12 protein-coding genes are annotated in these 12,992 nt (G+C 69.0%); 6 read left to right on the top strand and 6 right to left on the bottom strand.

Annotated elements, in window-relative coordinates; translation table 11 throughout:
- Together QMK34_RS38490 and QMK34_RS38495 are read left to right on the top strand one after the other, a co-directional pair.
- Positions 1-791: DUF3027 domain-containing protein (locus tag QMK34_RS38490; protein WP_326419719.1), on the top strand; the 791-nt coding region annotated here is incomplete at its 5' end.
- Entirely contained in the window at positions 772-3,636 is a 2,865-nt protein-coding gene (locus tag QMK34_RS38495; RefSeq protein WP_326419720.1) for a sacsin N-terminal ATP-binding-like domain-containing protein, read from the top strand. The genes QMK34_RS38490 and QMK34_RS38495, both read left to right, overlap by 20 nt.
- Positions 3,637-3,707: 71 nt before the next feature.
- Here QMK34_RS38495 and QMK34_RS38500 read toward each other — a convergent pair whose 3' ends face one another.
- Positions 3,708-3,935 carry a DUF2530 domain-containing protein gene (locus tag QMK34_RS38500; protein WP_326419745.1) on the bottom strand — a complete coding sequence of 76 codons (228 nt, stop codon included), beginning with the start codon at positions 3,933-3,935 and terminating at the stop codon, positions 3,708-3,710.
- Between the two features lie 82 nt (positions 3,936-4,017).
- Between QMK34_RS38500 and QMK34_RS38505 the strand changes: the two genes are divergently transcribed.
- The 4 genes from QMK34_RS38505 to QMK34_RS38520 all read left to right on the top strand — a co-directional run bounded on the left by QMK34_RS38505 (position 4,018) and on the right by QMK34_RS38520 (position 7,778).
- Positions 4,018-5,475, top strand: coding sequence for an NCS2 family permease (locus tag QMK34_RS38505; RefSeq protein ID WP_326419721.1), 1,458 nt, complete (start codon positions 4,018-4,020; stop codon positions 5,473-5,475).
- 56 nt (positions 5,476-5,531) lie between these two features.
- A complete protein-coding gene (locus tag QMK34_RS38510) occupies positions 5,532-5,963 on the top strand; it encodes a MarR family winged helix-turn-helix transcriptional regulator (RefSeq protein WP_326419722.1) in 432 nt (143 codons plus the stop codon).
- 107 nt (positions 5,964-6,070) lie between these two features.
- Positions 6,071-7,330 (top strand): MFS transporter, encoded by a 1,260-nt coding sequence (locus QMK34_RS38515; protein ID WP_326419746.1) that lies wholly within the window; start codon positions 6,071-6,073, stop codon positions 7,328-7,330.
- A 136-nt stretch (positions 7,331-7,466) separates the two neighbouring features.
- Complete coding sequence (locus tag QMK34_RS38520) at positions 7,467-7,778, top strand: hypothetical protein (protein WP_326419723.1); 312 nt, start codon at positions 7,467-7,469, stop codon at positions 7,776-7,778.
- Positions 7,779-8,197: 419 nt separating this feature from the next.
- On the opposite strand, the gene QMK34_RS38525 is transcribed toward QMK34_RS38520, so the two are convergent.
- The 5 genes from QMK34_RS38525 to QMK34_RS38545 all read right to left on the bottom strand — a co-directional run bounded on the left by QMK34_RS38525 (position 8,198) and on the right by QMK34_RS38545 (position 12,872).
- The gene (locus tag QMK34_RS38525) at positions 8,198-8,968 is read right to left on the bottom strand and encodes an arylamine N-acetyltransferase family protein (protein ID WP_326419724.1); all 771 of its coding nucleotides are present in this window, start codon (positions 8,966-8,968) and stop codon (positions 8,198-8,200) included.
- A gap of 100 nt (positions 8,969-9,068) precedes the next feature.
- On the bottom strand, positions 9,069-9,692 hold the full coding sequence (locus tag QMK34_RS38530) for a superoxide dismutase (protein ID WP_326419725.1): 624 nt from the start codon (positions 9,690-9,692) through the stop codon (positions 9,069-9,071).
- 209 nt (positions 9,693-9,901) lie between these two features.
- The gene (locus QMK34_RS38535) at positions 9,902-10,570 is read right to left on the bottom strand and encodes a biliverdin-producing heme oxygenase (RefSeq protein ID WP_326419726.1); all 669 of its coding nucleotides are present in this window, start codon (positions 10,568-10,570) and stop codon (positions 9,902-9,904) included.
- Between the two features lie 73 nt (positions 10,571-10,643).
- Positions 10,644-11,261 carry a TetR/AcrR family transcriptional regulator gene (locus tag QMK34_RS38540; RefSeq protein ID WP_326419727.1) on the bottom strand — a complete coding sequence of 206 codons (618 nt, stop codon included), beginning with the start codon at positions 11,259-11,261 and terminating at the stop codon, positions 10,644-10,646.
- Between the two features lie 105 nt (positions 11,262-11,366).
- Positions 11,367-12,872 (bottom strand): glutamate-cysteine ligase family protein, encoded by a 1,506-nt coding sequence (locus tag QMK34_RS38545; RefSeq protein ID WP_326419728.1) that lies wholly within the window; start codon positions 12,870-12,872, stop codon positions 11,367-11,369.
- Between the last annotated feature and the right edge of the window lie 120 nt (positions 12,873-12,992).

The following is a 12,992-nucleotide window of genomic DNA, read 5'->3' on the forward strand; positions in this document are numbered from 1 at the left end:
GCTTCTTCGTCCCGCTCGGCGGCTCGCTCCGCGCGGCCTTCGGCGCCTGCACGAACGACATCGCCCCGGCGGACGGCCACGTCGTCGACGTCGAGTACGGCTGCGGCGCGCATTCCGAGGTCGAGGTCGAGGTGACCTCGTCCATCCCGGTCGCCGAGCTGGTCTACGACGACTCCGTCCTCGAGTTCGAGTCCCACACCCAGCCCGGCGAGTCCCCCACTGGCGACGCCGAGTCCCACGTTGGCGACGCTGAAGCGCCCGTTGTCGAGACTGACTCGGCCGTCGCGGAGCCGGTGGAGGCCGAAGCCGAGGCCGAGCAGGCCGCTGTCGTCGACGCTGAGCTGGCCACTGAGGCTGTCGCCACTGAGATCGAGTCGGCGGCCGCGTTGCCTGACATGGCTGAGGCCGCCCAGACGGCCGTCGTCGCAGACGAGGCTGAGACGGCGACAGTCGCCGAAGCCGCTCCGCTCACGAACGAGACCTCTGCCGAGGTCGTCGCCGAGGAGACCGAAGCAGCTCCAGCCGTCGAGGCAGCTTCAGGCGACGCCGAGGCGCTCGCGACCGAAGCCGATGCCACCGTGTCGGACGCCGCCGAGACCCCTGACGCCGAGGTCCTCCCGGCCGAAGTCGAAGCGGCCGCGGTGCTCCCGGACGTGACCGAGGCCGCCCAGACGGCGGTCGTGGCCGAGGCGCAGACCGCAGACGAAAGCGCTTCGGGAGAAGGCGTCGCCACGGACGCGCCGACCAGCGAAACCGCCACCGAAAGCACCAGTGACCACCACAACGGCTGATCCGTTCGGCACCGCGCGGCTGCGCGAGGCCGTTCTCCGGGCCTGGCGCGATTCGCCGACCCGGTTCACCGAGGACACGAACGCCGAGGGCGACCTGCGCGTCGGCGGCTACCGCGACCGGCTGTTCGTCGAGCTCGCGCAGAACGCCGCCGACGCCGCGCTCGCCGCCGGGAAGCCCGGCACGGTCCGGGTATCCTTTGTGGACGGTGAGCTGCGATTCGCGAACACCGGCGCGCCGCTGGACGGCCGCGGCGTCGAGTCGCTGTCGAGCCTGCGTGCGTCGGGCAAGCGGGTCGAGGAGACTGTCGGCCGCTTCGGGGTCGGGTTCGCCGCGGTGCTCACCGTGTCCGGCGCGCCGAGGGTGGTCTCGACGACTGGCGGCGTCGCCTTCTCGGAGGAGCGCACCCGCGAGGTGGCGGAGCGTTCGGGAGACGTCGCCGTGCTGCGCCTGCCCTGGCCGGTCACCGAGGAAGAACCCCTTGTCCCGCAAGGGTTCGACACCGAAGTCCGGCTGCCGCTGCGCGAGGGTGTCGACGCGTCGGCGTTGCTCGAAACCCTGGCCACCGACGTTCCTGACCTGCTGCTCGCCCTGCCGTGGCTGGCCCGCGTCGAGGTCGGCGACCAGGTGTGGACCCGCGCGGACCGTGACGGCGGGGTCGTCGAAATCGGCTCGCCCGCCGGGTCGGTGCGCTGGCTGACGCACACCGGCGACGCGGTCTGGGCGATCCCGGTCGACGCGGACGGGGTGCCGCGCCCGCTCGGCGAGGACGTCCTGCACGCGCCGACGCCGACCGACGACAAGCTTTCGCTGCCAGCCAGGCTGATCGCCTCGTTCCCGCTCGAACCGTCCCGGCGGCGAGTGCTCCCGGGCGCGGCCCTGACCGCCGCGCTGGGCTCGGCGGCACGCGAGTACGTCGAACTCGTCCGCGCGGTGAAGGCCGAACATCGGTTGCGTCTGGTGCCGGGTGGCGGTTTCCCACGCTCCACAGTGGACGGCGCGCTATCCGGGCTGCTCCTCGACGCGCTTCGGCGGACGCCGTGGCTGCCCGCGCAGTCGGGTGCCGAGGTGTCCGGTGCGCAGGCCAGGGTGCTCGCCGTCGAGTCGGCGGACCTGCCCCCGTTGCTCCCCGCTCTCGTGCCCGGCCTGCTGGCTTCGCCGCTGTGCGGCCCGGCCGCCGTGACCGCGCTGGCGCCGACCGGCGCGCAGCCGCTGACCGGGGCCGAGCTCATCGAGGCGTTGACCGGGATCGACCGCCCGCCAGCGTGGTGGCACTCGCTCTACGACGCGCTGCTCCCGCTGGCGGAGTCCCACGCGCTCACCAACGACGACCTCGGCGGCCTTTCGGTCCCGATGTCCGATGGCCGCACGCTGCCCGGCGTCCGCGACGCCCTGCTGGTCGGCGGCTCGGCCGAGCTGCTCGAACTACTGTCCGATGTGGACATCCTCGGCCTGCGGCTCGTACATCCCGAAGCCGCACACCCGCTGCTGGAACGCTTGGGCGCCAAGCATGCCGAGGCGCGTGACCTGCTCGCCGCCGACGCGCTGCGTGACGCCGTCGAGCGCAGTGTCGAGGACGCACTGTCCGGTTTGGACGGTACGGCGCTGGCGGGCGCGACGCTCCGGCTGGTCGCCGAGACCGGCGACGACGCTCCCGAGTGGATCGGCGCGCTCGCGCTGCCGTGCGACGACGGCTGGCGGCGTGCGGACGAGCTCGTGCTGCCGGGTTCACCGCTGCGGGAGATCTTCGATCCCGAGGTGTTCGGCTCGGACGAGTTCGGCGAAGACGGCGCGATGTCGGTCCTCGACGACGAGTTCGCCGAGGACTGGCCTGCCGAGACCCTGGTCGCGGCCGGGGTGCTGGACACGTTCGCGGTGGTCGTCGACGAAGAACCGATCGAGCCCGAGCACAACCTGCCGGACGAGGACGAGTGGTGGGATTCGGCCGAGCGGCCGCCGTCGCGCGTGCTCGCCGTGCGCGACCTCGACCTCGTCGCCGATGACGCCTGGCCCGCCGCGTTGCGGCTGCTGGCTTCGCGACCGGAGACGTTGGCCGCGGTGCGTGAGCCCGGTGGACACGCCCGCTGGTGGCTGGCGCGCTACGCGTTGCTGGACGGGCGGTTGCCGGGCGAGTGGCGGCTGCCCGAGGCCGCCGCGCTGACCGGGCTGTACGACGAGGTGCCGGACGTCGGCCTGAGCACGGACCTGCTGAAGACGGTCGGTGTGCGGGCGGACCTGACACTGCTCGGCGCCGACGACGTCGAGGACCTGCTCGATCGGCTCGGCGACCCGGACCGCAAGGTCACCCCGGGGCTCGCGTCCCGCGCGCACACCGCGCTCGCGAAGTCCGAAGTGGACTTCCACGGCCTGAACGCGCCCGCGCGGGTCCGCGCCGTCGACGGGACGGTCGCCGACGCCGACGACGCGGTGGTCCTCGACGTCCCATGGCCGGTCGCCGTGCTGCCTGCCGGACGCCTGGTCTCGGCCGCCGCCGAACTCGGCAAGCTCGCCGAGCTGCTCGACCTCCCGCTCGCGTCCGCGCTGGCCGCCGAGGTCACCAGCGAGGGTGAGCACGCCTACTGGACCGACCTCGCCGCCGTGAGCCTCGCGGCCGAGCTCACGGGCGTCACGCTCCCCGACGGCGGGGTGCTGGTCCACGAGGTCCTGACGGTGTCGTTCGAGGGCACCGAGCACGAGGTCCCGTGGTGGTTCGACGGCCGGTTGCACGCCTCGGACACCTCGGAGGGCCTGGCTAGGGCGTACGCCTGGGCCGCCGACCGCTGGCCGGACCGCCACCTGCTCGCGGCGCTGCTCGAAGACCCCTCACCCACAACCCTCCTGGGCTGACCCTTCCGACTGTCCCTGAAGGCCACCATGACGGCGTTTAACGCCGTCATGGTGGCCTTCAGGGACAGTCGTCAGAGGCGCTGGGCGGCGCGGGAGCCGCGGCGGGCGGCGGCGCGTTGCCAGCCGATGATGGCCAGGCCGAGGAAGCCGAGCACGAATCCGGCCAGCGCCGTCTGCACCCAGAGGCCGTCGGTGGTGAAGAACAGGACCACCAGTGCGACGGTCCAAAGGCTGGTCCCTACGATCACCACCGGCGTCAGGTCGGTCAGCTTCTTCGGCAGCTCCGGTGTCTGTCGCAACGAGCTCGTAACTTCCCCGGAATTGTTCGGTTCGCCCACGTGGGGAAGGGTACCCGGCGACGGCGAAGAGGGAAGGCACGCGATGGCGGAGCAGCACACGACGTCCAAACTGGACCGTTTCTTCAAGATCAGCGAGCGGGGCTCCACCCCGGCCCGCGAGATCAGGGGCGGGCTGGTCACGTTCGTCACGATGGCGTACATCGTCGTCCTCAACCCGCTGATCATCGGCAGCTTCGCGCCGGACGACGCGGCCGCGCACAAGGACGTCCTCGGCAACATCCTGCCCGTCCCGCAGGTCGCCGCGGTGACCGCGCTGGTCGCCGGGGTGCTCACGATCCTGATGGGACTGGTCGCGAACTACCCGTTCGCCATCGCCACCGGCCTCGGCATCAACAGCCTGGTCGCGGTGACGATCGCCCCGCAGATGACCTGGCCGGAGGCGATGGGCCTGGTCGTGATCGAGGGCCTGATCATCGTGCTGCTCGTGTTCACAGGCTTCCGCACCGCGGTGTTCCGCGCGGTCCCGTCGGCGCTGAAGTCGGCGATCGCGGTCGGCATCGGTGTGTTCATCTGCCTGATCGGCCTGGTCGACGCCGGGTTCGTCCGGCGGCTGCCGGACTCCGCGCACACCACCGTCCCGGTCGGCCTCGGCATCAACGGCTCGATCGCGTCGTGGCCGACGGCCGTGTTCGTGGTCGGCCTCCTGGTCACCGGGATCCTGGTGGCGAAGAAGGTCAAGGGCGCGATCCTGATCGGCGTGCTGTTCTCGACCGTGCTGGCCATCGTCGTCGAGGCGATCGTGAAGGCCGGGCCGTCGAAGGGCGTCAACCCGGCCGGGTGGAACCTCGGCTACCCGGCGCTGCCCGATCAGGTGGTCGGCCTGCCGAATCTCTCGCTCGTCGGCGACGTTTCGTTCGGGGCGTGGACGCGGCTGCCGATCATCACCGTCGTCCTGCTGGTCTTCACGCTGGTGCTGGCGGACTTCTTCGACGCGATGGGTACGATGACCGGCCTCGGCAAGGAAGCGGGCCTGATCGACAAGGACGGCCAGCTGCCCAACGTCGGCAAGGCGCTGTTCGTCGAGGGTCTCGCGGGCGCGGCCGGTGGTTTCGGCTCGGCCAGCTCGAACACGGTGTTCGTCGAGTCGGCGTCGGGGATCGCGGAGGGCGCGCGGACCGGGCTGGCGAACGTCGTCACCGGGGTGCTGTTCATCGCCGCGATGTTCCTGACGCCGCTGTACCAGGTCGTCCCGGTCGAGGCGGCCGCCCCGGCGCTGGTCGTGGTCGGCGCGATGCTGATGCGGCAGGTCAAGGAGATCGACTTCGCGGACTTCTCGATCGCGCTGCCGGCGTTCCTGACCATCGTGGTCATGCCGTTCACCTACTCGATCGCGAACGGGATCGGCGCCGGTTTCGTCAGCTACGTCGCGATCCGCGCGGTCACCGGCAAGGCCCGCGGCGTGCACCCGCTGATGTGGATCATCGCGGTCGCGTTCGTCGCCTACTTCGCCGTCGGCCCGCTCCAGAGCCTGGTCCACTAGCCGGCCCGTGGCGTGGTTCACCCGCACGCAAAACGATCGTGAGGTATGCTAACTATATGTCCGGCGACACGCATGAGCGCTCATTGGCGAGCCGCCTTCGTCTCGCGGTGGTCCGGCTCAACCGCCGGCTCCGGGCACAGCGCACCGGTCAGAGCATCACGCTCACCCAGGTTTCCGCGCTGTCCACCCTGCACAAATGCGGCGCGCTGACCCCCGGTCAGCTCGCCGCGAAGGAAGGCGTTCAGCCGCCCTCGATGACGAGGGTGATCGCCGCGCTCGAGGAACTGGGGTACGTCGAGCGAAGGCCACATCCCACCGACGGACGTCAAGCGATCGTCGAACTGTCCACCACTGGGTTCGCCTACGTTCAAGAGACCATTTCGGTGCGGGAAGCCTGGCTGGATCAGCAACTAGCGGGATTGAGCGGCGAAGAGCGCGAAGTGCTCTCACACGCCGCTGAAATCATCGACAGGATGGCGGGGAACTAACAGCGGTGACGACCACGGGTAGCGAGACCGAGTGTCAGGCCAATAACTCCGCTACCCGTGAACCGGCGCCACCGCCGTCCTCGAAGGAACCCGCGCAGCGCAAGAGCATGTTCGCCTCGCTGCGGGTGCGTAACTACCGGCTGTTCTTCTCCGGCCAGGTCATCTCGAACATCGGTACCTGGATGCAGCGCATCGCCCAGGACTGGCTGGTGTTCACCCTCAGCGGCAACAACCCACTCGCCCTCGGCGTCGCGGTGGCCCTGCAGTTCACGCCGACGCTGTTCCTCTCGCTGTGGGCGGGGGTGCTCGCCGACCGGGTCGACAAGCGGCGCCTGCTGATGCTCATCCAAGCGCTGAGCTGCGTCCAGGCTGTCGTGCTCGGGGTCTTGGACATCACCGGCGCGGTCGAACTCTGGCAGGTGTACCTGCTGTGCTTCACCCTCGGCGTCACCGGCGCGATGGAAGTGCCGACGCGGCAGTCGTTCGTGGCCGAGATGGTCGGGCGCGACCAGATCACCAACGCCGTCGCGCTGAACTCCTCGATCTTCAACATGGCCCGGATCGTCGGGCCCGCCATCGCCGGGTTCGCGATCACCTGGGTCGGCACCGGCTGGCTGTTCATCGCCAACGCCTTGAGCACGGGCGCCGTGATCACCGGGCTCGCGCTGATGAACCCGGACAAGCTGATCCGCGGCCCGGTGGTCGCCCGGCAGAAGGGCCAGCTCGTCGAAGGGCTGCGCTACGTGCGCCGCCGCCCGGACCTGGTGACGGTCATGGTCCTGGTGTTCTTCGTGAGCACGTTCGGCATCACGTACTTCACCTCGCTGCCGATCGTCGCCGCGAACGTCTTCCACACCCAGGCCGACGGCTACGGCCTGCTCTCGACGCTGGTCGCGGTCGGCACCTTCGCCGGCGCGCTGATGTCGGCGCGGCGCGGCACCAGAGGCGGCCCGCGCGTGCGGCTGCTGCTGATCTCGGCCTTCTTCCTCGGCGCGTTCGAGGTCGTCACCGCCTTCATGCCGACGTATCTGAGCTTCGGCCTGGCACTGATCCCGCTCGGTTTCGCCACGATCACCTTCCTCAACACCGCCAACACCCTGGTGCAGACCGCGGTCAGCCCCGAGATGCGCGGCCGGGTGATGGGCCTATACGTCCTGGTGCTCATCGGCGGCAACCCGGTCGGCGGCCCGATGACCGGCTGGATGGCCGACACCTTCGGCGGCCGGTCGCCGTTCTACCTCGGCGGCGCCATCGCGGCGCTGGCCGCAATCGTTTGCGCGATCGTGTTGATCCGCCGGGGCGGGGTGCTGTTCCCGAAGCGGCGGGCCGGTGGCGGGATGCGCGTGCTCAAGCGCGAGCGCGTGTGAACGTTCTAGGTGTGCGACCGGCGGTGACGGGTTGGCCGGCCGGTTCCGACCGGCATGAGGTGACCTTCGAGGACTGGACAACGACGGCGTCCCGCTGCGCTCACTGGTAGCCGACGATCGGAATCCGCTGCAGCGGATGACCTTGTTGAGTGAGGCGGGGCGGTGGGCCGGCGACAGTCTGCGGCGCCTGCTCGGCCAGGCGCCCGGCGACTTCGACGACGGCCGGGTGGCACTGCTCGTGTGCCCGATCGACCACGACCTCGGCTGCGCCGCGCTGAGCGCGCGGCCGACATTCGGCGACGGCTGGGTCGGATGGAGTGACTTCGGCGGGCAAACGGACTACGAGCCATTCGAGCCTGACACGCCTCTCGCGGCCGACGTCCGCTTCGAGCGCGCAGCGTACGAGGCCCTGCTCGACGACCTCTTACGCAAGTACGCGCCCAGCTGAGGCCCGTCCGGGTCTCTGAAGGCCGCCATGAGGCCGTTGTCGACCGGCCGACGAGGGTCGATCTCGGAAATTGTCCACAAAGGACAAAAAGACTACATATTTGCCCACTTCGTCCCGCTTTGTTCGGATATTCGATGCCCTGAAGGCCACCTTCACGGCGTCTAACGCCGTCAAGGTGGCCTTCAGGGACCTTCAGGTGCGTGCCGGGGCGTCACTCGAACGAGTGAGATCGGGGTCTCCGCAGGGAGACTCTTGCCCAAGAAGTGAGGTTAGGCTAACCTCATGGTTGTCCGCTTCGTGGTGGGAGCGGCAGTCAGTTCGGGAACGGACGAAGCCCCGTAGCCGGGAACCCCGGTTGCGGGGTTTCGTTCATTACGAGGTCCAGTCGAGGTTCATGGTTGGGGCTCGTCCTTCCGGCGTCAAGCCTGGCCAACCCCTTGAGACGGTGCCCGGTCGAGGGAGATCCCGAAGTACTTCCGGTACGCGGCCAGCACTTCCTCCTCGCCCTTGAGCACGGTTTCCTCGCGTACCCCGTGCACGGTTTCGATCAGTTTGTCCCCCGAAAGGGTTATCCGTCCGTGGGACGTGGGGAGCGAGCAGGTCGCCTTGCTGGTGAAATGCGAAGCCGGGGACGTCGACTGCCACCAGGCCATCCTGGCGAAGTCCGAGAGTCGCCGTGGGTGGTTCTCCAGGCGGTACTGCGGCTCCCCGTCGCGCCGGACGTCCACGTCGCCATACCCGGCGTCCAGGATGAGGAACTCGCCTTCGACGTCTTCCTGCGGATCCGCCGCGGCCAGCCTGAGCGGCGAACGGCTGAACCGGCCGAAGCCGACGTCGACGAGCCAGGGCTCGTCCAGCTCGACGCGGATGGCGGCGTGGTCGAGCGGCGGGCTGGGGACGCCGTTCTCGCCCAGCACCTGCGCCGCGTGCAGCGTCGCGTCGAAGCCCAGTTCGCGCAGCAAGACCGAGAAGAGGCCGTTGAGTTCGTAGCAGAACCCGCCGCGCCGCCGCCGCACGATCTTGTCGAACAGCGCTTCCTCGGCCAGGTCGATCGGCTCGCCGAGGTGGATGCTGAGGTTTTCGAACGGCACCACGTCGAGATGGCGCTTCTGAAGCCGCCGCAGGGTGGCCGCGTCGGCGGCGGCCGGGCGGTCCAGGCCGAGGCGGTCCAGGTAGGCGTCGAGGTCCATCCGTCGACGATCGCACCTCGAGTGCGCTCGAGGTCAAGCCCGCCGGGAACGAGAAAGGGGCCCTTCCGTGAAGGAAGAGCCCCGTTCAGGTGAAATTCGCTCAGCCAAGCAGCAGTCCGTTACCGCCGGCGACGGCGTTGTCGAAACGCTTGCTGATCTCGGCCCAGTTGTAGATGTTCCACAGGGCCTCGACGTACTTCGGCTTGACGTTCTTGTAGTCCAGGTAGAACGCGTGCTCCCAGACGTCGACCAGCAGGATCGGCACGGTCGGCAGGACCAGGTTGTTGTGGTGGTCGCGCAGCTGCTGGGTGATCAGCGTCTTGCCGATCGGGTCCCAGGAAAGCGCCGCCCAGCCGTTGCCCTGGATGGTCGTCGCGACCGCGGTGAACTGCGCCTTGAACTTGTCGAAGGAGCCGAACGCCTCGTCGATCGCCGCGGCGAGCTCACCGGTCGGCTTGTCGCCGCCTTCCGGGGACAGGATCTTCCACCACACGACGTGGTTGGCGTGCCCGGCCAGGTGGAACGCCAGGGTGGTCTGCAGCCCGACGATGTCGCCGAAGTTGCCGGCGTCGCGCGCCTCGGCGAGCTTGTCCAGCGTGTCGTTCGCGCCCTTGACGTAGGTCGCGTGGTGCTTGCTGTGGTGCAGCTCGTTGATCTCGGCCGAGATGTGCGGCGCGAGCGCGCTGTAGTCGTAGTCGAGTTCGGGCAGCTCGTACCGGGCCATTGGCCCTCCTTCTGTCTTTGACACAAGTCTTCCGGTAACGAACCTAGTAGCACACACCCGTTCACGGCGACTGGGGCCCGTGTCGTCTCCACAGGTGGAACTACCGGGTTCTCAGCAGCGGTACCCGTGGGCCCGCCGTCTGAAACAAGCTTGCTATCTCGAGTTAAGTGGAGGTCAAGGCACTGTGACGATGATCATCGCCCGTTCGGTCAGGCGGTGCGGTAGTTGTCCATCTCCCCGGCGAGCTCGGTGAACACGGCGATGTTGCACTCGAACGCGACGAGCGATTCGTCGATGAGCTTCGCGCGCTCGGCGTCGCTCCAGGGTGCCGCGTTGAGCTTGGCCCGGTAGCGGTCGCGGAACGCGGGCGCGCTGCCGATGCCGTCGAAGTGGTAAAACAGCGCGCCGTCCTCGGTGACGCCGTAGTTCTTCGCCAGCAGACGCCGGATCATCTGGCCGCCCGCGATGTCGCCGAGGTAGCGGGTGTAGTGGTGCGCGACGTAACCGCCTGCCCAGCCGGACGCCTCGTGCACGCGGCGGACGTAGGCCTCGGTGGCCGCCAGCGGGCGGATCGTTTCGCGCCAGTCGGGGCCGACCAGGAAGGCCATGTCGGCGGCGAGGTTCGGCAGCCTGCGGAGCTCGTCGAAGACGAACTCGCGGCCGACGGCGTCCGCGGCCATGGCGTCGCTGACCTGCTCGATCGCCTGGTAGATGAAGTAGTACTGGATGGCGAGCCGGGTGTAACCCTTGAGGGCGAGTTCGCCGCCGAAGAGCGCGTTCATGTAGCCGGAGTGGTTGGCCCGTTCGTGGGCCGCCCTCGTCGAGGCGCGCAGGGTCGCGGAGAACGGGACGGCTTCGAGGTCCGTGATCACCGACATGAAGGCGCCTCCTGGGCATCGTTCTGACAACCTGTCAGAACGATGTTAGGCCACCGACACCACTTAGGCTACCCTAAATCGGACTTCGTTTCCGGGTTTCACTCGTTCCGACGGCCCGCAGGACGAACCGGACGGCACCCTCGATGGCCTGTTCCAGCTGCTCGGGAGGGACGTCGACGACCTGACGGGTGGCCAGCGCGGCGGTGATCATCGGGATCAGGATGTCGGGGTCCTCGTCCGGCAGGCGGCCCGCCGCCGCGGCCTCGGCGAGGATCGTGCGCAGCTGCCCGGTGATGGGGTCGGCGTGCGCGCTGATCCGCCGGTACGCGGCCGGGGCCAGCGCGGACGCGAGCGCGGCGCCCGGCGGCAGGTGGTACTCGGCGAGCACCCGCAGCTGCAGGCGGACGAACATGGCGAGCTTGCCGATCGGGTCGGCCACCCCGTCGACCGCTTCGCGCAGCCGCTCGACGTAGCTGGTCGCCTCGTCCTCGACGAAGGCCACGAGCAGGCTTTCCTTGTCGGGGAAGTGGTTATACATCGCCGTGCGGCCCAGCCCCGCTTCGGCGGCGATCCCGGCGAGGGTGACGGCGTCGAACCCGCGCTCGTAGAGCTGCGTCCGCAGCACCTCGAAGACCCGCACGCGCACGGCCCGACGGTGCTCTTCGAGTGATCCCCCGATGATTTTCGGCACCGCACGCACCTCCCTGGTCAAGCCTCTGAAGGCCACCGCCCTCGCGCCTCTCGGCTGACGGGGCCTAAGGGACTCTAACGCCCTCATGGTGGCCTTCAGGGACCGTCAGCCGGTGAGGGAGGACGGCCAGCTGTGGACCGGTTCGTTCGCGGTCGAGAGTTCGAGGTAGCGAGACAGCATCTGAGTGAGCGCCGCGTCGCGCTCGAGCCCGCTCTCCTGCGCCTTGAGGACGTAGGCGCGTTGCCAGGACGAGCCGGTCCGCCGGGTCAGGCAACGCTGCTCGATGACACCGAGGTAGCGCTCCCGCGCCGCGTCCGAGACGTCCGAGCGCCGAAGCCCTTCGTGCGCGAGGGGTAAGAGCACCCGCAGCACCAGCTCGTCCGGCGGGATCCAGCCGATGCCCGGCCAGTACAACTGCGCGTCGAAACCCTTGCGCGCGCCCGCGTAGAGGTTCTCTTCCGCGGCCTGGAACGACATCTGTGTCCACACCGGTCTTTCCGCCTCGGCCAGCGCCCGCTGCGCACCGTAGAAGAACGCCGCGTTCGCGACGACGTCGAGCACGGTCGGCCCGGCGGGCAGGACGCGGTTTTCGATGCGCAGGTGCGGCAGGCCGTCGACCACGTCGTAGACCGGGCGGTTCCAGCGCCACACCGTGCCGTTGTGCAGCCGCAGCTCGGTCAGTTTCGGCGCCAGGCCGGACTCGAGTGCCTCGATCGGGTCCTCGGCGTCGGTCTCCGGCAGCAGCCCCGGGAAGTACCGGACGTTCTCCTCGAACAGATCGAAGATCGACGTGATCCACCGCTCGCCGAACCACACGCGCGGCCGCACGCCCTGGTTCTTCAGCTCCTCCGGGCGCGTGTCGGTCGCCTGCTGGAACAGCGGGATCCGCGTCTCGTGCCACAACGCCTTGCCCAGCAGGAACGGCGAATTCGCGCCGAGAGCGACCTGCACCCCGGCGAGGCATTGCGCCGCGTTCCAGTGCGCCGCGAACTCCTCCGGCGCCACCTGCAGGTGGAGCTGCACGGAGGTGCAAGCGGCTTCCGGAAGAATTGATTCCGAATAGCTGCGCAGTAGTTCCGGCTGCTGTCCTGGCAGCGCCGCGCCCTCGATCGACAGCGACAGCCGTTCCCCGCGCGCGGCGAAAATCTGGTCATTGAGTGACGAATAACGCGTGCTGTTGGTCAGCCATTTCTGGTCGAAGTGCTCGTGCCGCAACGTCGGCAGGATGCCGATCATCGCCAGCGTCGAGCCCGTGTCCTCGGCCTTCGCGCCGGCGGCGGCGAGGTAGCCGCGTAGGTCATCTTCCAGCTGCAGCGCGGATTCCCCGGCGAGCGGGCGGGGCGGCACGTTCAGTTCCAGGTTGTGCTGGCCCAGTTCCGTGGTGAACGACGGATCGTCCAGCGCGTCCAGCACGGCGGTGTTGGTCATCGACGGGCGCAGTTCGCGATCGACGAGGTTCAGTTCGACCTCGAGCCCGATGTTCTTCCTGGGAAAAGAGAAACTGCCATCGGTGAGCATCCTGGCAAGTGTGTCGAGACACCGTTGGACCTTACGGCGGTACCTTCCACGATCGAGGTTTTCGGAGGGTTTCACCATCAGGTCCTTACCCATCTAGAGCTTGCTCCTTAGTGGCTTTCCGCAGGGGCCGGGCGGGACTTCAGGTCGTTCACCGTTCCACAGCCGGAGAGCACGGGCTAGCGGCCAAACTGGTGCTCTCTGTCACGAGGGGTT

Source organism: Amycolatopsis sp. H20-H5, assembly GCF_035828755.1.
Classification (GTDB): Bacteria; Actinomycetota; Actinomycetes; order Mycobacteriales; family Pseudonocardiaceae; genus Amycolatopsis.

Bases quoted from the DNA above. Each gene is read 5' to 3' on its own strand.
- QMK34_RS38505 (WP_326419721.1), top strand. From the start codon at position 4,018: ATGGCGGAGCAGCACACGACGTCCAAACTGGACCGTTTCTTCAAGATC.
- QMK34_RS38510 (WP_326419722.1), top strand. From the start codon at position 5,532: ATGTCCGGCGACACGCATGAGCGCTCATTGGCGAGCCGCCTTCGTCTC.
- QMK34_RS38515 (WP_326419746.1), top strand. From the start codon at position 6,071: ATGTTCGCCTCGCTGCGGGTGCGTAACTACCGGCTGTTCTTCTCCGGC.
- QMK34_RS38520 (WP_326419723.1), top strand. From the start codon at position 7,467: ATGACCTTGTTGAGTGAGGCGGGGCGGTGGGCCGGCGACAGTCTGCGG.
- QMK34_RS38525 (WP_326419724.1), bottom strand. From the start codon at position 8,968: ATGGACCTCGACGCCTACCTGGACCGCCTCGGCCTGGACCGCCCGGCC.
- QMK34_RS38530 (WP_326419725.1), bottom strand. From the start codon at position 9,692: ATGGCCCGGTACGAGCTGCCCGAACTCGACTACGACTACAGCGCGCTC.
- QMK34_RS38535 (WP_326419726.1), bottom strand. From the start codon at position 10,570: ATGTCGGTGATCACGGACCTCGAAGCCGTCCCGTTCTCCGCGACCCTG.
- QMK34_RS38545 (WP_326419728.1), bottom strand. From the start codon at position 12,872: ATGGGTAAGGACCTGATGGTGAAACCCTCCGAAAACCTCGATCGTGGA.